Consider the following 19,238-nt stretch of genomic DNA (forward strand, 5'->3'; position numbering starts at 1 on the left):
CGGACCGGCCGTGGCGCCACGATGCCGCTACTATGCCGCCCACCTGGAGGACCGGTGCACGTGACTTACTGGTGCGAGATGGCGTGGCTGCCGCCCGGCGAGGTCGTGGAGAGCGTCGCGGTGGCGATCGAGGGCTCCCGCATCGCGGACGTCCGGCCGGGCGTGCCGCCTCCGCCGGGCGCCGAGCGGCTGGCCGGGCTGACCCTGCCCGGCCTGGCCAACTGCCACTCGCACGCCTTCCACCGCGCCCTGCGCGGCCACACCCAGACGGGCCGGGGCGACTTCTGGAGCTGGCGGGAGCGGATGTACGTGGTGGCCGAGGCGCTCGACCCGGACCGCTACCTCGCGCTGGCCACCGCGACGTACGCGGAGATGGCGCTCGCCGGGATCACCGCCGTGGCCGAGTTCCACTACCTGCACCACGGCCCCGGGGGCACGCCGTACGCGGACCCGAACGTGATGGGCGAGGCGCTGGTCGAGGCGGCCAGGCGGGCCGGGCTGCGCATCGCCCTGCTGGACGCCTGTTACCTGACCGGCGGCATCGGCGACGCCCTCACGGGTGCCCAGGTGCGGTTCGGCGACGGGGACGCCGAGCGCTGGGCGGCCAGGGCCGACGCGCTGGCGGGGGCCCACGAGGGCGCGCGGGACGTGGAGATCGGCGCGGCCATCCACTCCGTGCGCGCGGTGCCCCCCGAGCAGATGCACGTCGTGGTCGACTTCGCCCACCGGCACACCGGCCCGCTGCACGTCCACGTGTCCGAGCAGCGGGCCGAGAACGAGGCGTGCGTGGAGGCGTACGCGGCGACACCGGTGCAGGTGCTGCACGAGCACGGCGCGCTCGGGCCGCGCTCCACCGCGGTGCACGCCACCCACCTGTCCGACGTGGACGTGGCGCTCCTGGGTGGTTCGACCAGCCACGTGTGCATGTGTCCCACCACCGAGCGGGACCTCGCCGACGGCGTCGGCCCCGCCCGCCGGCTCCTGGACGCCGGCTCGCCCGTCACGCTGGGCAGCGACAGCCAGGCGGTCATCGACCTGTTCGAGGAGGCCCGGGCGGTCGAGCTGGACGAGCGACTGGTCACGGGGCAGCGCGGCCACTGGCCGGCCGCCGACCTCCTGCACGCCGCCACCGCCGCCGGGCAGGCGTCCCTGGGCTTTCCCGACGCGGGGTGCCTGGTGCCGGGCGCGTGGGCCGACCTCGTCTCCGTACGGCTCGACTCGGTCCGCACGGCGGGGGCGACGCGGGCGTCGGCGGTGGCCTCGGTGGTCTTCACGGCGACGGCCGCCGACGTGCACTCGGTGGTGTCCGGCGGGCGGCGCGTCGTGACGGACGGGCGGCACGTCCTCGGCGACGCGGGCAGGCTGCTCCGCGAGGCGCTCGCCCCGCTCGTCGCCTGACCGGCGCGTACGGCAGGCGTGGGAGGCGCGGAGCTCCACCCCAACAGGGGATTCCAGGTGGGCCCGGCGGGTTTGCGCGACGCGGGGCCTGGCGAGGATCAGGAGACGTGTGGCCGAGCGACGCGAACTCCACGGTTTTCACCGAGATCGGACTGCTGTTCACGGCGGACCCCGAGCGGGAGGAGATCCGGGACGCCGCGCTGGTGGCGGAGAACGGGGTGGTCCGCTGGATCGGGCCCACGGCCGGCGCCCCGCCCGCCGACGAGCGGGTCCGCGTCGAGGGACGCGCCGTCATCCCGGGGTTCGTCGACAGCCATGCCCATCTGGTGTTCGCGGGCGACCGCACCGACGAGTTCGCCGCGCGGATGGCCGGCCGGCCCTACACGGCGGGCGGCATCCACGCGACCGTCGCCGCGACCCGGGCGGCGACCATCCCCGAGCTCGTCTCCACGACCGCGCTGCTGGTCGCGGAGATGACGACGCAGGGCACCACGACCTTCGAGATCAAGAGCGGGTACGGCCTCACCGTCGAGCACGAGCGCCGCAGCCTGGAGATCGCCCGGCAGTTCACCGGGGAGACCACCTTCCTGGGCGCGCACGTCGTCCCGCCGGAGACCACCGCCGACGAGTACGTCGAGCTGGTGACCGGCCCGATGCTGGAGGCGTGCGCGCCGTTCGCCAGATGGGTGGACGTGTTCTGCGAGCGCGGCGCGTTCGGCGAGGACCACGCGAGGCGGGTGCTCGCGGCGGGCCGCGAGGCCGGGCTCCAGGTCAGGGTGCACGCCAACCAGCTGGGGGAGGGGCCGGGCGTGCGGCTGGCCTGCGAGATGGGGGCGGCGTCGGCCGACCACTGCACCTATCTCGGCGACGCCGACGTGGACGCGCTCGCGTCCTCCGGGGTGGTCGCCACGCTGCTGCCGGGGGCGGAGTTCTCCACCAGGTCGCCCTACCCCGACGCGCGGCGGCTGCTCGACGCCGGGGTCGCCGTGGCCCTCGCCACCGACTGCAACCCGGGGTCGTCGTTCACCACGTCGATGCCGTTCTGCGTGGCCCTGGCCGTCCGGGAGATGGGCATGACGCCGCTGGAGGCCGTACGCGCGGCCACCCGCGGAGGCGCGCGGGCGCTGCGGCGCACCGACGTCGGCGCCCTGCGTGCGGGCTCCCGCGCCGACCTCGTCATCCTGGAGGCGCCGTCGTACGTCCACCTGGCGTACCGGCCCGGCGTGCCGCTGGTGGCACAGGTGTGGCGAGGGGGACGCCGCCTTGTTTAGACCCGGGATATCTGGGTAGTCGGCTTTTCTCCCGGCCCCGCATCCTCCCTGGGGAGGAACTGTAAACCATTCCCCGGTCGTATTCATTTGGGGAATCTTTGCCATGGACCGGCCGTTGACCGGGTCAGGAGCAGGAAGCCGGGGGCCACGCCGAGCGGGGCGGACGGGTCCGGTTCACCGGCTCACGTATTGCATATCGCGGGCGGCGGAACGAGGTGCCATCGTATGGCGACGGGGAATCGGACGCATGAGCAGCAGGTCTCTGACCGGGATCTGCTGGGGACGTATCTGGCCGAGATCGGCCGCGTTCCGTTGCTGACCGCGGATCAGGAGGTCGAGCTCGCCAAACGGATCGAGGCGGGGTTGTTCGCCGAGCAGTTGCTCGACAGCGGGCGGGCGGAGCCCAAGGCCGCGGACGCGACCGACGAGGAGCTCGAGCGCATCGCCGTTTCGGGACGGCGGGCGAAGGACGAGTTCATCCAGGCCAACCTGCGCCTCGTGGTGGCCGTGGCGAGGAAGTACTCGGGGCGGGGGATGCCCCTGATCGACCTGGTGCAGGAGGGCAACCTCGGGCTGGTCCGGGCGGTGGAGAAGTTCGACTACCGCCGGGGATACAAGTTCTCCACCTACGCCACCTGGTGGATCCGGCAGTCGGTCGGCCGCTCCATCCACGAGCAGGCGCGGCCGGTGCGGCTGCCCACCCACGCGGGAGAGCAGATGACCCGGCTCATGCGGGTCCGCCGGGACATGCTGGCCGAGTTCGACGCCGAGCCGACCGACGCCGACCTCGCCGCGGTGCTCGACCTGCCGATCGAGCGCGTGCAGGAGCTGCGCCGCTGGGCGTCCGACCCCGTCTCGCTCCAGCTCGGGGTGGGCGACGAGGACGAGACCGAGCTGGGCGACATGATCGCCGACGGGACCTGGGCGGACCCGGAGCAGCAGGCCATGGCCACGCTGGAGAAGGAGCGCCTGGAGCAGTGGCTGACCGGCCTGGAGGGCCAGATGCGCGACATGCTCCGCTGGCGGTACGGCCTGGTGGACGGCCGGGAGCACACCCTCACCGAGGTGGGCGAGCGTTACGGCATCGGCCGTGACCGCGCCCGGCGCATCGAGCGCGACGCGCTGTCGCGGCTGCGGAAGATGGCCAGCGCCGCCTGACGACCGGCCGTACCGGTATCCCGACGACGCGCACCCCCCTGGGGTGCGCGTTTTGTCGTTCCCAGCACGTCCGAAACCTGGCCGACACACGGGATCGGCGAGTTTCACACCGGTGAAACACGCATGGTCATGAGCTGAAACGGCGGAAGAACACGCTTTCGCCAACGTCAGTGAGCCAGCCGGCCGAGGAAGCCCGGGACGACGCCACTGAGGGAGTGATAACCGGCCACACGCCAAATGTAAGGAGGGCCGCGTCGGTGAAGATCGATACCGGTACCACCGCCTGGATGATCACAGCCACCGCACTGGTGCTGTTGATGACGCCCGGGCTCGCGTTCTTCTACGGGGGCATGACCAGGGCGAAGAGCGTCCTGAACATGATGATGATGTCGTTCGTCAGCATCATCACCATCACCCTCGCCTGGGTTCTGTACGGCCACTCGCTGGCCTTCGACGCCTTCGGCGACGGAGACAACGTCATCAACAAGCTTGTCGGCGGCGGCGACGCCATAGGCCTGCAGAGCCTCATCGACACGCCCACCGCGGACGACGGGACCGGCATGCCGAGCCTCGTGTTCTCGGCTTTCCAGCTCACCTTCGCGATCATCACCGTCGCCCTCATCAGCGGCGCCATCGCCGACCGCGCCAAGTTCGGCGCCTGGGTGGTCTTCGGCATCGCCTGGGCGACGCTGGTCTACTTCCCGGTCGCCCACTGGGTCTGGGGCGGCGGCTGGCTGGCCAACCTCGGCATCGAGGACTTCGCCGGCGGTACGGTCGTCCACGTGAACGCCGGAGCCGCGGGCCTCGCGCTCGCGTTCGTGCTCGGCAAGCGGACCGGCTGGCGCAAGGACCCCATGCGCCCGCACAACCTCACCCTGGTCCTGCTCGGCGTGGGCCTGCTGTGGTTCGGCTGGTTCGGCTTCAACGCGGGCTCCGAGCTCGCCGTCGACGGCACCGCCGGTCTCGCGTTCATGAACACCCAGGTCGCCACGGCCGCCGCCGCCGGCGCCTGGATCCTCGTGGAGAAGCTGCGCGACGGCCACTCCACCACCCTCGGCGTCGCCTCCGGCGCCGTGGCCGGCCTGGTCGCCATCACCCCCGCCTGTGGTTTCGTCGACCCGTGGGCGGCGCTCGTGCTCGGCCTCCTGGCCGGCGCGGTCTGCGCGTACGCCGTGGGCCTGAAGTACCGCCTCGGCTTCGACGACTCGCTCGACGTGGTCGGCGTCCACCTGGTCGGCGGCGCGATCGGCGCGGTCTCCCTCGGTCTCATCGCCCGCTACCCCTTCGCCGACGGCCAGAACCAGGGCCTCATCTACGGCGGCCCGATCTCGCAGCTCGGCGTCCAGGCGCTCGGCCCTGTCGCGGTGGGCCTCTACTCCTTCATCATGGCCTACGTGATCGGGAAGATCATCGACAAGACGATGGGCTTCCGGATCGAGCAGGAGGACGAGGTCACCGGCATCGACATCACCACCCACGCCGAGACCGGGTACGACCTCGGCATCGTTCACTCCTCGGGAGTGACCTCCGTCAACGGGCCCGTTTCCGCGGCACAGACGAAGAAGGTCGACGCATGAAACTCATCACCGCAGTCATCAAGCCGTTCAAACTGGACGACGTGAAGGCCGCCCTGGAGCAGTTCGGCATCAAGGGCATGACGGTCTCGGAGGCCAGCGGCTACGGCCGCCAGCGCGGCCACACCGAAGTCTACCGGGGCGCCGAGTACCAGGTCGACCTGGTGCCCAAGGTCCGGGTCGAGGTCCTGGCCGAGGAGGACGACGCCGAGGACGTCATCGACGTGATCGTCAAGGCGGCGCAGACCGGGAAGATCGGCGACGGCAAGGTCTGGTCGGTTCCCGTGGACACGGTCATCCGGGTCCGCACCGGGGAGCGCGGACCGGAGGCGCTGTAACCGGATGATGAGAGGGGAGGCGCGCTCGTTCGCCGCGACCCGCAAGGACCGGGCCGCGGACATCGACAGATGGCTCACCGATCTGTTCCGCACGGCGGCCACCCGGCCGTACGCGCGGGAGGAGGGATCGGGAGGGAAGGGCGGCCTCCCCGACGAGCGAGGCCCCGCCGCTCCCACCGGGATCGGTGGCGTGGCCCTGGTCGCGGTCGGCAGCCTGGGCCGGGGCGAACTCGCCCCCGGCAGCGACCTGGACCTCGTCCTGCTCCACAACGGGCGCGAGGACGTGGCGAGGATCGCCGACCGCATCTGGTACCCCATCTGGGATTCCGGGATCGGCCTCGACCACTCCGTCCGCACCGTGGACGAGGCGGTGAAGGTCGCCAGGGAGGACCTCAAGGCCGTGCTCGGGCTGATCCAGGCGCGGCACGTGGTGGGCGATCCCGAACTGACCCGGTCCGCCCGGGAGGCGGTGCTCGTGGAGTGGCGGGCCGACTCCCGGCGCCGGCTGGCCGAGCTGCGGGCGTCGGCGGACAAGCGCGCCGAGACCGGCGGCGAGCTGGCCTTTCTCCTCGAACCCGACCTCAGGGACGCCAGGGGCGGCCTGCGCGACGTGCAGGCGATGCAGGCCGTGGCCGCCGCCTGGGTGGCCTCGGCCCCCGGCCCCCGCGTCCGCGAGGCGTACGAACTGCTGCTGGACATCAGGCACGGGCTGCACCTGGTCACCGCCCGGGGAACCGACCGCCTGGTGCTCCAGGAGCAGGACGCGGTCGCCGGGACGCTCGGCATGCTCGACGCCGAGGCGCTGATGCGCCGCCTGGCGGAGGCGGGCCGCACCATCTCCCACGCCTTCGACGCCACCTGGCGCACCGTCGACCGGCTGCTGACCGGTCCCGCGCCACGAGGACGGCGGCCGCTCGCGGACGGCGTCGTCGAACACGGCGGCGAGGTCGTGCTGGCCCGCGGCGTCACCCCACGCTCCGACCCCACCCTCGTGCTGCGGGCGGCGGCCGCCGCCGCCGAGGCGGGGCTCCCGCTGGCACCGGCGACGGTCAGCGCGCTCGCCGCCCAGTCGCCTCCGCTGCCCGTGCCGTGGCCCCCGGAGGCCCGCGGCGCGCTGGTGGCGCTGCTCGGCGCGGGCCGCGCCGCCGTACCGGTCTGGGAGGAGCTCGACCAGGCCGGCGTGCTGGTCAAGCTGATCCCCGACTGGGAGCGCGTGCGGCACCGTCCCCAGCGCAACCCGGTCCACCGGTACACCGTGGACCGGCACCTCATCGAGACCGCGGCCGGGGCCGCCGCCTTCACCCGCGAGGTGTCCCGCCCCGACCTGCTGCTCATCTCGGCGCTGCTGCACGACATCGGCAAGGGCTGGCCGGGCGACCACTCGACCACCGGTGAGATCGTCACCCGGGACATCGGCGCCCGGATGGGCCTGCCGCAGGCGGACGTGGAGGTCCTCGCCACGGTGGTGCGGCATCACCTGCTGCTGCCCGAGACCGCCACCCGGCGGGACCTCGACGACCCGGTGACCATCTCCCGGGTGGCCGAGGCGATCGGCTCCCGGGAGGTCCTCGAACTGCTGGCCGCGCTCGCCGTGGCCGACGGCTCCGCGACCGGCCCGGCCGCGTGGAACTCCTGGAAGGCGTCCCTGGTCTCCGACCTGGTCCGGCGGGTGAGGTCGGTGCTGTCCGGCGCGCCGCCGGCGCCCGCGCCCGCGTTGTCGGCCGACCAGGCGGCGCTCGCCCGGCACGGCGGCGGAGCGGTGCGGGTGAACGGCAGCGCGGTCACCGTGGTCGCGCCGGACCGGCCGGGGCTGCTGTGGCGGGCGGCCGGGGTGCTCGCGGCGCACCGGATGGCGGTGCGCGCCGCCTCCGCCGCGTCCGCCGGGTCGACCGCCGTCATCGAGTTCGTCGTCGTCCCCGAGTACGGCTCGCCGCCGGATCCGGCGACGCTGGAGGCCGACCTGCGCCTCGTCCTGGCCGGACGGCTCGACATCGAGCAGCGCCTGGCCCGGCGGGCGAGGTCCATGCGCCCTTCCCGGGTGCCGGTGGCGCCGCCGCGCGTCACACTGCTCGACGACGCGTCCAACACGGCGAGTGTGGTGGAGGTGAGAGCGCACGACAGACCCGGTCTGCTGTGGCGTATCGGCCGCGCCTTCGGCGAGTGCGGACTTGACGTACGCGCCGCGCGTGTGGAGACTCTGGGCGCAGAAGCGGTGGATGTCTTCTATGTGGCGGATCGTACGGGCCGCCCCATTGTCGACGAACAGCAGCGGATCCAGGTACGGGAGCATGTTCTCGCGGCCCTCAGGTAGTAAGGGTCACGATCCTCACCTCTTGGTAACAATTGGGGTGCTGCGGCAGGGGTAGGGCCGCTCGCCTTGATGACCTTGTGGTCGAATTGTCCCCGCTTATAGAGCTATGTCACTTCATGCTGTCCAGACGCGTGAAGGCAGGCCGAACGATGGCGGGGCCGGTGAGCATGGAGCAGTCGAATACCGATAACCGCAGGCGGAGGAGCCCGTTCGCAGCGCGCAACTGGAGGGTTCCCACACGCCTGACCGCGCTGATCCTCGCCCCGACGCTCGTGGCCGTGCTCCTCGCCGGCCTCCGCGTCGTCAGCTCGATGGACAGCCTGACCGGCTACCAGCGGACCAGGTCGGCGGCGGAATACTCGGTGCACCTGCGGGACCTGGCCGAGCAGCTCGCCCTCGAACGCGACCTGTTCGTCTGGGGAGGCAACGGCAGGCGCACGTTCGACATCGACGGCCAGACCGAGCTGACCCGCGCCCAGCAGCGCGCGGTGGTCGACCCCCTGGTGCAGCAGGTGCGGGCCGACCTCAAGAACGTCGACGTGGACTACGGCGCGCGGGCGGGGGAGCAGGCCCAGCAGCTCACCAGCCGCTTCGCCAGCCTCGCCGGCATCCGCGCCAACGGCGCGCCGGAGGACTACAGCGCACTGATCGCCAACATCCTGCGTCTGCACGACGAGCTTGGCGCGAGCGACGTCGCCCCCGAGATCGTGGGCAATGTCCGCGCCCTGGGCGGTCTCGCCCACGCCAAGGAGGAGGTGGCCCTGCAGCGGGCCGCCCTCACCCGTGAGTTCATGGAGCGCAACCAGAACTTCACCACCTTCGAGCTGCAGGACTTCCTGGCCGCCCAGTCGCGCCAGGCGAGCTACCTCGCGACGTTCTACTCGGAGGCCCCACAGGCCGAGGCGGCCCGCCTGGTGACCCTCTTCGCCGACTCGAACGTGGTGAACGGCGAGCTGACCAAGTCGTGGGCGCTCAGGCTGGGCCTGCAGAACCAGTCCCTCAGCCGTTACCGCAGCAGGGACACCACGGCCCAGCGGTGGTTCCAGGACAGCACCAAGACCATCGAGCAGATGGCGGCCGTCGAGGGCCGTGTGTCGTCGCTGGTGCAGGACCGGACCCGTGATCTGCAGTCGGCCGAACAGCGCAACGCCCTCATCGCCGGGGCCCTGATCCTCGCCCTCCTGCTGCTCGTGCTGGCCACCACGGCGCTCATCGCGCGCTCGATGGTCCGGCCGCTGCGCCGCCTGCGGGTGGAGGCGCTCGACATCGCCGGGCGCCGGCTGCCCGAGATCGTGCGGCGCATGCGCGAGTCGGACGACCCCGACCGGGAGTCGCAGGTGCAGCCGATCGCGGTCGGCAGCACCGACGAGATCGGCGAGGTCGCCCAGGCCTTCGACGAGGTCCACCTGCAGGCCGTACGGCTGGCCGCCGAGGAGTCGCGCCTGCGCGCCAACGTCAACTCGATGTTCGTGAACCTGTCGCGCCGCACCCAGACGCTGGTGGAGCGGCAGATCTCGCTGATCGACGGCCTGGAGCGGGGCGAGGAGGACGGCCGGCGCCTCGCCGACCTGTTCAAGCTGGACCACCTCGCCACCCGCATGCGCCGCAACAGTGAGAACCTCCTGGTGCTCGCCGGGCACGAGCCGCCGCGCAAGCGCAGCCAGCCCGCCCGGCTCGTCGACGTGGTCCGCGCCTCGCTGTCGGAGGTCGAGGACTACGAACGGGTCGTCGTCCGGATCCCCCGCAGCATCGCCCTGGCCGGGCACGCCACCAACGACGTCGTCCACCTCCTGGCCGAGCTCGTCGAGAACGCCATCGCCTTCTCGCCGCGCAACACCAAGGTCGTGGTCTCCAGCAGCCCGGTCGAGGGCGGGGCCGTGATGCTCGGGGTCACCGACGCCGGAATCGGCATGTCCGCCGAGGAACTGGCGGAGATCAACCGCCGCCTCGCCGAGCCGCCCACGATCGACGTGTCGGTCTCCCGCCGGATGGGCCTGTTCGTGGTCGGCCGCCTCGCGCTGCGTCACGGCATCCGGGTGCAGCTGCGCCGGGGTGACGGCGCGGGCATCATCGCGATGGTGCTGTTCCCCGCGCAGCTCATCTCCAACGCCGACCAGCCCCTCATGCCGCGTCCGTCGGTCCCCGTCGGGCAGACCGCGGCCGGGCTGCCGGCGCGGCAGGCGTTCGCCGAGCCCAACCCGGCCGGCCAGGCGCCGGGAGCGGGTCCGTTCGAGCCGTGGAACCCCGGCGACGGCGCGGCCGGCGGCGTGGGGTCGCGCCGGCCCCCGGCGCCGAGTGGCGCCGGGTCCGGCGGCAACGGCTCGGGCGGCTTCTCCGCCTTCGGCGCTCCGGTCAGGGAGGCGCCGTCCGCGCCGGCCGAGCACCCGTACGGACCGCCGGGTCCCGTCGAGGCGCCGCCGACCGAGAGCGCGTACACAGGGAACACGTACACGGGGAACTCGGGGCCGCAGCCGATGCCCGGAGCGCCGGGAGGATCTCCGGACGCGGACCCCCCACGCCCGGCCTTCGGCGGGCAGCCGGGCGCGTCGTGGCCCCCGGCGTTCGGCACGCCGATCGGCGAGGAGCCCGCGCCCGGCCGGTCCGAAACCTCCTGGCCGTCGCTGCCCACCGGGCCCACCCCGCTCCCACGGCGGAACGCGGCCACGCAGGCCGGCACGACCGGGCCCACCGCCTTCCCGCCGTCGACGCGGAGCACGGGTGAGCACGCGTTCCCCCCCTCCGCTCACGGCACCGGTCCGAACGCGTTCCCGCCGTCGTCGCAAAGTACGGGACCGACCGCGTTCCCGCCGTCTCCCCAGAGCACGGGACCGAACGTCTTCACCCCGGCGCCCCAGAGCGCGGTGCCGCCGGGCGGCACGGGGCCGACCGCCTTCCCTCCGCCGCCCGCGATGGGGCGAGCCGGCGGCTCCGGGAACCTCGCGTCGGCGACCGGTCCGCTGCCCGCGGTGGAGGACTCGCCGCTGGAGCGCGGCGACGAGTTCCTGCCGATCTTCGCCTCGGTCGAGTCGGCCTGGTTCCGCCGTCCTTCCGACACCGGTCCCACCGCGGTTCCGCGTACGGACGGGGAGACCACCGCGGAGACCACCGGGGAGATCGCAAGAACCGCCGATGCCGCCAAGGCCGCCGCGGCCCCCGCACCGGCGAACGGGCCGGCGGACAACCGGGCGACGCCCGCGCAGCAGTCCAGCGGCACCGGCGGGTGGCGGTCGCAGGCCGACAGCGGTTTCCAGGCCGCGGCGAGCGTGCGGGACCCGTCGCTCGGCGGCGTCACCGCGGCCGGACTGCCCAAGCGCATGCCGAAGGCCAACCTGGTGCCCGGCTCGGTCGGCGCGGAGAGCGCCGCCGCGCCCCCGCGTCCGCCGGTCTCGGCCGAGGCGGTCCGCAACCGCCTTTCCAGCTTCCAGCAGGGTGTGCGGCGGGGCCGGGCCCAAGCGGCCGGCGGCCTCACCGAAGGGTCGGGTAACGAGGAGGAGGGCTCGTGACTGAGTTGAGCGTGGAAGCACGCAGGTTCGACTGGCTGATCACCGACTTCGTCGGCACCACCCCCGGGGTGGCGCACGCGGTGGTGGTCTCGTCGGACGGCCTGCGACTCGCCCAATCGGACGGCTTCCCCCCTGACCGCGCCGACCAGCTCGCGGCGGTCGCCGCCGGCCTGCTCAGCCTCACCGTCGGCGCCTCGCGGGTGTTCGAGGGAGGCTCGGTCACCCAGACCGTGGTCGAGATGCAGCGCGGCCTGCTGCTGGTCATGGCGATCAGCGACGGGTCCTGCCTGACCGTGCTGGCCTCCCCGGACTGCGACATGGGCCTGGTGGCCTACCAGATGACCCTGCTCGTGGAACGGGCCGGACAGGTGCTCACCCCGGCGCTGCGCGCCGAGCTGCAGACATCGCGGCGATGATCATGGGAGTGGGGCATGCGGGATCGTGACGGGACAGAGGACGAGCCTCTGTTCCGTCCGTACGCCGTCACCGGTGGGCGAGCCGAGCCGCGTTATCACCTGGCGATGGAAACGCTCGTGTCATCGGTGACCTTGAAGAGCAATGACTATTCCCTGCTCGGTCCGGAGCAGGAATCGATCATGATGTTGTGTCGTACCGTACGATCGGTCGCGGAGATCTCGGCGCTGCTCCGGGTCCCGCTCGGCGTGGCCCGCGTGCTCATCGCCGACATGGCCGACGAGGGTCTGGTCCGCCTGCACATGCCGCAGCTCAACCAGGGACAGCCAGACCTCAACCTGCTCGAAAGGGTGCTCAGTGGACTACGCAGGCTCTAGTCGTGGTCTTACCTCGACGAAGATCGTCGTGGCGGGTGGGTTCGGCGTCGGGAAGACGACCTTCGTCGGTGCCGTCTCCGAGATCCTTCCGCTGACGACCGAGGCCGTGATGACCGACGCCAGCGCCGGCATCGACGACCTGGGGCTCACGCCGAACAAGACGACCACGACGGTCGCGATGGACTTCGGGCGGCTGTCGCTCGACCAGGACCTCATCCTCTACCTGTTCGGGACTCCGGGCCAGCACCGCTTCTGGTTCATGTGGGACGACCTCGTCCGCGGTGCCATCGGGGCGGTCGTGCTCGTGGACAGCCGCAGGCTCGCCGACTGCTTCCCGGCCATCGACTACTTCGAGGAGGCCCAGCTTCCGTTCCTCGTCGCGATGAACGGCTGGGAGGGACAGTTCCTCCACTCGGAGGAGGAGGTGCGCGAGGCGCTGTCGCTGGCCCCGCACGTTCCGGTCGTCCGTACGGACGCCAGGTCGCGGGACGGCGTCAAGTCCACGCTCATCAGCCTGGTCGAGTACGTGCTCACGGTCCGCGCCGCGTACGGCAGGACCTACTGAGCGCTGTCCCGTGAGCCTTCGGCGAGAGGGCGGCGAGGGCGGTACCCCCGGGTGCCGCCCTTCGTGACGTCCGGGCGCGGCCGAGCCCGTCCGGGCCGCCCGCGTCACCGGATTCCCGGCCTTCTGCCTGTGGTTTCGTGAGATGGTGACCTAGCCGGAGGGGCAGAATCCGGTAATGAAGACGACCCGATATTTAATCAAATAACATCATCTCCGTGCCTGTATAGGTTGTTTGTGCACGGGTGTTCGGTTGGCCTCCCTGGTGTCGGTGTGCTGCAATTACCCTCGCCTGCAGGACGTCTCCCGTGTCACGCCAACCACATCCGTGACGAGAATTCCCCCCTGTGCGCACATACGGCGAGAGGTTGCGAAGCCTGTGAGGACACTAGACCCCCGGACCGACGAGAGCCCCGGGACCGGGGTTCCGGCTGAGCAGGAGCCCGACGAGGGAAGCCGTTTCCTCCTGCGTAACTGGCGGGTGCGTTCCCGGCTGGTGGCGCTGATCCTCATCCCCACGCTGGCCGCCCTGGTGCTCGGCGGGTTCCGCATCGTCAGCTCGGTGACCACCGCGTCGCAGTACCAGCAGACGAGCGACCTGGCCCGGCTGGTGGACCGCGTCGCGAACCTCACCCACGAACTGCAGACCGAGCGGGACCGGGCCGCGTGGAACGCCACCATCGGCCGCCCGCCCAAGGCGGCCGCCGCCGTCAAGGCGCAGACCATCCTCACGAACAAGGCGGCCACCGCCGTACGTGACCTGGCGAACGAGGTCAGGTCGGGCGTGAGCGACCGGGCCACGGCCGAGATCGAGCACATCCTCGGCAAGCTCGACGGCGTGGAGTCGCTCCGCGGCCAGGCCGCGGAGGGGAACCTGCAGCCGCGAGCCGTGCTCGACCAGTACACCCTCGTCATCGGCAACCTGCTCGCCCTGCAGGACGAACTGTCCCAGGGCACGGTCGACGACCGGCTCGGCGCGATGTCGGTCACCCTGGCCGCCCTCGCCCGCGCGAAGGAGAGCGCCTCCCTGCAGCGCGGCCTGCTGTCCACGGTGCTGACCTCCGGCCGGTTCGAGCAGGCCCAGCTCCAGAGCTTCCTCGGCGCGATGTCCGCGCAGGAGAGCGAGCTGCGCGCGTTCCGAAAGAGCGCCACGCCGGAGGAACGGACGGACTACGACAACACGGTCTCCGGCGGCAGGGTCGACGAGGCGGAGTTCCTCCGGACGCTCGTGCTCGACCGGGCCAACTCGGGCTTCGACCTCAGAGGCCTCGACCAGTCCGTACGCGACGACACCCGCCTGTGGTTCGACGCGATCTCGCAGCCGATCAACCGGATGCGCACCGTCGAGGCCAAGCTGACGTCGGCCATCGTGGCACGCGCCCAGTCGCTCAAGGACGACGAGCAGCAGCGGGCCGTCGTCGTCGCCGTCGCCGTCGTCCTCCTGCTGATCGCGGTGCTGCTCGTCACCACCGGCGTCGCCCGCTCGCTCGTACGCCCGCTGCGGCGGCTGCGCAGCGAGGCGCTGGAGGTCGCCGGGCACCGTCTGCCCGACACGGTCCAGAAGCTGCGCGAGGCCGGCGACGCCGGCCAGGTGCCGGCCATCGCCCCCATCGGCGTGGTCGGCCGTGACGAGATCGGCGAGGTGGCGCGGGCCTTCGACGAGGTCCACCGCGAGGCCATCCGCCTGGCGGGCGACGAGGCGCGCCTGCGCAGCAACGTCAACGCGATGTTCGTGAACCTGTCGCGGCGTACGCAGACCCTGGTGGAGCGCCAGCTCTCCCTTATCGAGGGCCTGGAGCAGGGCGAGCAGGACGACGACCGGCTGGGCAACCTGTTCAAGCTCGACCACCTGGCCACCCGCATGCGCCGCAACAGTGAGAACCTGCTGGTCCTCGCCGGGCAGGAGGCCGCGCGCCGCTGGGGCCAGCCGGTGCCCATCGTCGACATCGTCCGCGCCTCCCTGTCGGAGGTCGAGAGCTACGAGCGCGTCGACATCCAGGTGCAGGCCGGCGCGTCGATCGTCGGCCAGGCGGTCAACGACGTCGTGCACCTGGTGGCCGAGCTGGTCGAGAACGCCATCTCCTTCTCGCCCCGCGACACCAAGGTCACGGTGTCGAGCAACCGCATCGACGGCGGCGGCCTGATCATCTCCGTGAGCGACCTCGGCATCGGCATGACGCCCGACGAACTGGCCGGGACGAACCACCGCCTGGCGAACCCGCCCGTGGTGGACGTGTCGGTGTCCCGCCGCATGGGCCTGTTCGTGGTCGGCCGCCTCGCGCTGCGTCACGGCATCCGGGTGCAGTTGCGCCAGCAGGACACCGGCGGCCTGACGGCCATGGTGCTGCTGCCCGAGTCGCTGCTGGCCCACGCGGGCCCGGCCTTCCCGGGGGTGCCGGGCATGCCCCAGCCGGAGCTGACCAGCCCGATGCCGGCCGTCGGGGCCGGGCCGCAGTTCGGCGCTCCCGCGTTCGGCGCGCCCGCTCTCGCCAGCCCGACCCCGTTCGAGAACCCACCGCGCACCTCCGTGTTCGGCGCGGACGCGCCGGGCGTCGGCGCCCCGGCCGCCGCCGCCTCCGAGCGCGGGCCCTTCGAGACCTTCCCGCGCGAGACGACCGGCTTCGATCCCGACCCGTTCTCGCGCAATCCGTTCGAGCCGCCGCAGCGGAACGCGGGCAACGACCCCTTCGCCCGCAACCCCTTCGAATCGGGTGGCTTCGAGCGCCCCGCGGAGCCGGACCCCTTCGCCCGGAACCCCTTCGACAGCGGCGCGTTCGACACCGGCGCGTTCGACAGCGGTGCCTTCGGCCAGCCCGATCCCTTCGCCCGCAGTCCGTTCGAGTCCGGCCCCTTCGACCGGACGGCCTTCGACAAGACGCCCTTCGACAAGACGCCCGCCGACCGGGACTTCTCCGACAGGACGCCGTTCGAGAAGACGCCGTTCGAGAAGACGCCGTTCGAGAAGACGTCGGCCGAGCGGGACCCGTTCGAGACCACGACCTTCGACTCCGGACCCTTCGACTCGCGCCCGTTCGAATCGGGCGCGTTCGAGTCCAGCCCCTTCGACACGAACCCCTTCAACCGCGGCCGCGTGGGTGAGGCGCCCGTCGACACGCCCTGGCCCGGCCACCTGCCCCCGCCGGGGAGCACCTCCTGGCCGGTAGGACGGGAGGAAGGCGGCGCGGCCGGGTGGGCCGGACGCGGTCCCTTCGAGGGCGAGGACAACACGGGCCCGCTTCCGGTGGTGCGCGACTCGCCGCTGGAGTCGGAGGAGGAGTACCTCCCCATCTTCGCCGCGGTCGAGTCGGACTGGTTCAAGAAGGCCGACGCCCCGGAGGAGAAGAGCGACTCCGACGAAGACGGCGCGGAGAGCAAGGCCTGGTCGTCCCCGGCCGACGTCGGCTGGCAGGCGGCCCAGGCGGCCAGCGAACCGGCCCTCGGCGGGGTCACCTCGTCGGGTCTGCCCAAGCGGGTGCCCAAGGCCAACCTCGTGCCGGGTTCGGCCACCGCTCCGGTGCCCTCCGCGGAACCCGCCCCCGCGGCGGCGGCCACTCCGCCGCCACCCCCGCCCGTGCTCTCGCCCGAGCGGGTGCGCAGCAGGCTCTCCAGCTTCCAGCAGGGCGTACGGCAGGGCCGTGCGGTCGCGCGCGGGGAGGCCGGAGAGGACCAGGGATACCCCGGGGCGGCGTCCCTGGGCAAGCCCGATGCCCAGGACAGTGAGAAGGAGGACTGATGAGGGAGATGAGTCAGGCCGCACGCGGCATCAACTGGTTGATCACGGACTTCGTGAACAACGTGCCCGGTGTGGCGCACACCGTGGTGGTGTCGGCCGACGGGTTGCCCCTGGCGTTCTCGGACGGATTTCCCAAGGATCGGGCGGATCAGCTGGCGGCGGTGGCCGCCGGGTTGATCAGTCTGACGCAGGGGGCCTCCCGGGTGTTCGAGGGCGGCCCCGTCACGCAGACCGTGGTGGAGATGCAGCGGGGGTTGTTGCTGATCATGTCGATCAGTGACGGGTCGTGTCTGGCGGTGCTGGCGGCGGCCGACTCCGATCTGGGTCTGGTGGCCTATCAGATGACGTTGCTGGTGGAGCGTGCGGGGCAGGTGCTGACCCCTGCGGTCCGGGCCGAGCTGCAGTCCTCCCACCCGAGGTGACCCGCCGTTCCGCGAGGTGAGACCCGCGGCCGCGGACAGCGGAGCACAGATCGGGAGACGCGCCCCGGGAGCGGGGCGCGCCGGGTCACCACCGGAAACCCGGAGCGATAACGAGAACGTCAGGAGGACGTTGTGGCAAGCGGCGGCTGGAACAACGAGCCCTACCCGCCGGTGGCCGACGCCCACCGGCAGTACGGCGGTGCGACCCCCAACCCGAGGCCGGCACAGACGGAGCAGAGCTCCCTCGTACGGCCCTACGCGGTGACGGGAGGACGCACGACGCCACGCCTCCAGCTGGCGATGGAGGCGCTCGTGTCCTCCGCCACCTCGGTGCAGCAGGACCTCTCCACGTTCACCCCGGAACGCCAGGCGATCAGCACCCTGTGCCGTCAGGTGCGGTCGGTGGCGGAGGTGTCGGCGTTGTTGCGGATTCCGCTGGGTGTGGTTCGTGTGGTGATCGCGGACATGGCGGCGGAGGGGTTGGTGCATGTGCATCAGCCGCAGTTGGAGGCGGGTAAGCCGGATCTGAACTTGCTGGAAAGGGTGCTCAGTGGACTTCGCAGGCTCTAGCCGGGGGCTGACCTCGACGAAGATCGTGGTCGCGGGGGGTTTCGGTGTGGGCAAGACGACTTTCGTGGGGGCGGTGTCGGAGATCGTGCCGCTGACGACGGAGGCGGTGATGACCGACGCGTCGGCGGGTTTGGATGATGTGGGGCTGGTGCCGCACAAGACGACCACGACGGTGGCGATGGACTTCGGGCGGGTGTCGCTGGATCGGGATCTGATCCTTTATCTGTTCGGCACGCCGGGTCAGCATCGGTTCTGGTTCATGTGGGATGACCTGGTGCGGGGGGCGATCGGTGCGGTGGTGCTGGTCGACACCCGGCGGTTGGCCGACAGTTTTCCCGCGGTGGACTACTTCGAGGAGGCGCGGCTGCCGTTCGTCGTCGGCGTCAACGGCTTCGACGGGCAGTATCCGCATGCGGAGGAGGAGGTGCGTGAGGCGCTGAGTCTGGCGCCGCGGATCCCCGTCGTCCGTACGGACGCCCGGGACCGGGGATCGGTGAAGAGCGCCCTGATCACCCTCGTCGAGCACGCGCTGACCATGCGGGTCGCCGTACCCGGCGGGGGGCGCTCCTGAGGCGGCCCCCGCTCGGGAGTCACCGGTCTAGACGCGGACCGCCTCGATGAGGGTGGCGTGGAACGGCAGGCCGTAGGTGCCGGTCAGGCGCAGCCCGGCCGCCCGCAGCAGCGCGTCGTGCTCCGACCTGCTGCGCTCCCTTCCCTGTCCGAACAGGCCGAGCATCCGCATGTCCAGGTCCTTCCCGAAGTGCGCCGAGTCGTCGTCCGGCAGGACCAACTCCACCAGCAGCACCCGGCCGTCGTCACTCATCGCGTCGCGGACCACGCGCAGGATCCGGATCGCGTCCTCGTCATCCCAGTTGTGGATCACACTGCCCAGCAGGTAGGCGTCGTGACCCGCGGGGACCGACGCGAAGAAGTCGCCCTCGACGACCTCCACCCGCTCCGACAGCCCCCACTCGTCGAAGGCGGCCCGCGCGTCCGGCAGCACGTGCGCCAGCTCCACCAGCACACCGCGCAGATGCGGGTTGGCCCGCAGCGCCGTCGCCAGGATGTGGCCCCGGCCGCCGCCCAGGTCCACCAGCGTCTTGACCGACGAGAAGTCGTAGCTCGCGGCCACCCCGTCCGCCATCGGCTGCGACCGCTGGCTCATGAAGTCGTTGAAGACGCGGTTCAGCTCGGGGTCGGTCCCCAGGTGGTCGTAGAGCACTCCGTACTTCTCGACGAACGCCGACCGTCCCGCGCGCACCGTCGAGGTCAGGGCGTTCATGCCGTACGAGAGCGTGGGCGCGGTGTTGAACTGGACGGCGGTGCGCAGCGAGCCGGGCACGCCCTCCACGAGCAGCCGGCCCGCGTCGGTCAGCGCGTACGTGCCGGGGGAGACGGAGGTGAACAGCCCGTTGGCGGCGCACGTGCGCAGCAGGCGGGCGAGGGACGGCGCGTGCGCGCCGCAGCGGGTGGCGAGCTCCTCGACGGTGAGCGGTCCGTCCTTCAGGTGGCCGGCGCAGTCGAGGTCGACGATCGCGCCGAGCGCCGCGGCCCGGTAGAACCCGCGCAGGTGCTCCCACACGACGCTGCTGGCTTCTGTCACGTTC

15 protein-coding genes are annotated in these 19,238 nt (G+C 71.9%); 14 read left to right on the forward strand and 1 reads right to left on the reverse strand.

Annotated features, from left to right (window positions below; genetic code table 11):
* Positions 1-54: 54 nt before the first annotated feature.
* From OG344_RS18010 to OG344_RS18075, 14 genes are all read left to right on the forward strand, one after another.
* Positions 55-1,398, forward strand: a complete 1,344-nt coding sequence (locus OG344_RS18010) for a formimidoylglutamate deiminase (protein ID WP_405084100.1) — start codon at positions 55-57, stop codon at positions 1,396-1,398.
* A gap of 107 nt (positions 1,399-1,505) precedes the next feature.
* A complete protein-coding gene (gene hutI / locus OG344_RS18015) occupies positions 1,506-2,669 on the forward strand; it encodes an imidazolonepropionase (RefSeq protein WP_405084101.1) in 1,164 nt (387 codons plus the stop codon).
* A gap of 225 nt (positions 2,670-2,894) precedes the next feature.
* Complete coding sequence (locus OG344_RS18020; protein WP_327044460.1) at positions 2,895-3,827, forward strand: sigma-70 family RNA polymerase sigma factor; 933 nt, start codon at positions 2,895-2,897, stop codon at positions 3,825-3,827.
* A gap of 257 nt (positions 3,828-4,084) precedes the next feature.
* Complete coding sequence (locus tag OG344_RS18025) at positions 4,085-5,404, forward strand: ammonium transporter (RefSeq protein ID WP_405084102.1); 1,320 nt, start codon at positions 4,085-4,087, stop codon at positions 5,402-5,404.
* On the forward strand, positions 5,401-5,739 hold the full coding sequence (locus tag OG344_RS18030; RefSeq protein ID WP_111699519.1) for a P-II family nitrogen regulator: 339 nt from the start codon (positions 5,401-5,403) through the stop codon (positions 5,737-5,739). Before OG344_RS18025 ends, OG344_RS18030 begins: the two co-directional genes overlap by 4 nt.
* 4 nt (positions 5,740-5,743) lie before the next feature.
* Entirely contained in the window at positions 5,744-8,050 is a 2,307-nt protein-coding gene (locus OG344_RS18035) for a [protein-PII] uridylyltransferase (RefSeq protein WP_405084103.1), read from the forward strand.
* A gap of 131 nt (positions 8,051-8,181) precedes the next feature.
* On the forward strand, positions 8,182-11,553 hold the full coding sequence (locus OG344_RS18040; RefSeq protein WP_405084104.1) for a nitrate- and nitrite sensing domain-containing protein: 3,372 nt from the start codon (positions 8,182-8,184) through the stop codon (positions 11,551-11,553).
* The gene (locus OG344_RS18045; protein ID WP_405084105.1) at positions 11,550-11,969 is read left to right on the forward strand and encodes a roadblock/LC7 domain-containing protein; all 420 of its coding nucleotides are present in this window, start codon (positions 11,550-11,552) and stop codon (positions 11,967-11,969) included. The genes OG344_RS18040 and OG344_RS18045 overlap by 4 nt, the downstream gene beginning before the upstream one ends.
* 15 nt (positions 11,970-11,984) lie before the next feature.
* Entirely contained in the window at positions 11,985-12,344 is a 360-nt protein-coding gene (locus OG344_RS18050; RefSeq protein WP_327044464.1) for a DUF742 domain-containing protein, read from the forward strand.
* Entirely contained in the window at positions 12,325-12,909 is a 585-nt protein-coding gene (locus OG344_RS18055) for an ATP/GTP-binding protein (RefSeq protein ID WP_327044465.1), read from the forward strand. The genes OG344_RS18050 and OG344_RS18055 overlap by 20 nt, the downstream gene beginning before the upstream one ends.
* A 376-nt stretch (positions 12,910-13,285) precedes the next feature.
* Complete coding sequence (locus OG344_RS18060) at positions 13,286-16,639, forward strand: nitrate- and nitrite sensing domain-containing protein (RefSeq protein WP_405084106.1); 3,354 nt, start codon at positions 13,286-13,288, stop codon at positions 16,637-16,639.
* 8 nt (positions 16,640-16,647) lie between these two features.
* Positions 16,648-17,061: a roadblock/LC7 domain-containing protein gene (locus OG344_RS18065; protein ID WP_204288658.1), complete on the forward strand. Its 414-nt coding sequence runs from the start codon at positions 16,648-16,650 to the stop codon at positions 17,059-17,061.
* Between the two features lie 171 nt (positions 17,062-17,232).
* Positions 17,233-17,631 (forward strand): DUF742 domain-containing protein, encoded by a 399-nt coding sequence (locus OG344_RS18070; protein WP_405089114.1) that lies wholly within the window; start codon positions 17,233-17,235, stop codon positions 17,629-17,631.
* Positions 17,632-17,638: 7 nt separating this feature from the next.
* Positions 17,639-18,202 (forward strand): GTP-binding protein, encoded by a 564-nt coding sequence (locus tag OG344_RS18075; protein ID WP_405089115.1) that lies wholly within the window; start codon positions 17,639-17,641, stop codon positions 18,200-18,202.
* A gap of 27 nt (positions 18,203-18,229) precedes the next feature.
* Here OG344_RS18075 and OG344_RS18080 read toward each other — a convergent pair whose 3' ends face one another.
* Positions 18,230-19,234: a methyltransferase gene (locus tag OG344_RS18080; protein WP_405084107.1), complete on the reverse strand. Its 1,005-nt coding sequence runs from the start codon at positions 19,232-19,234 to the stop codon at positions 18,230-18,232.
* Positions 19,235-19,238: the final 4 nt, after the last annotated feature.

The organism is Microbispora sp. NBC_01389 (genome assembly GCF_045040095.1).
Classification (GTDB): Bacteria; Actinomycetota; Actinomycetes; order Streptosporangiales; family Streptosporangiaceae; genus Microbispora.

Excerpts from the sequence above, each read along its gene's own strand:
- OG344_RS18020 (WP_327044460.1), top strand. The coding sequence starts at position 2,895 with ATGGCGACGGGGAATCGGACGCATGAGCAGCAGGTCTCTGACCGGGAT.
- OG344_RS18030 (WP_111699519.1), top strand. The coding sequence starts at position 5,401 with ATGAAACTCATCACCGCAGTCATCAAGCCGTTCAAACTGGACGACGTG.
- OG344_RS18035 (WP_405084103.1), top strand. The coding sequence starts at position 5,744 with ATGATGAGAGGGGAGGCGCGCTCGTTCGCCGCGACCCGCAAGGACCGG.
- OG344_RS18050 (WP_327044464.1), top strand. The coding sequence starts at position 11,985 with ATGCGGGATCGTGACGGGACAGAGGACGAGCCTCTGTTCCGTCCGTAC.
- OG344_RS18065 (WP_204288658.1), top strand. The coding sequence starts at position 16,648 with ATGAGTCAGGCCGCACGCGGCATCAACTGGTTGATCACGGACTTCGTG.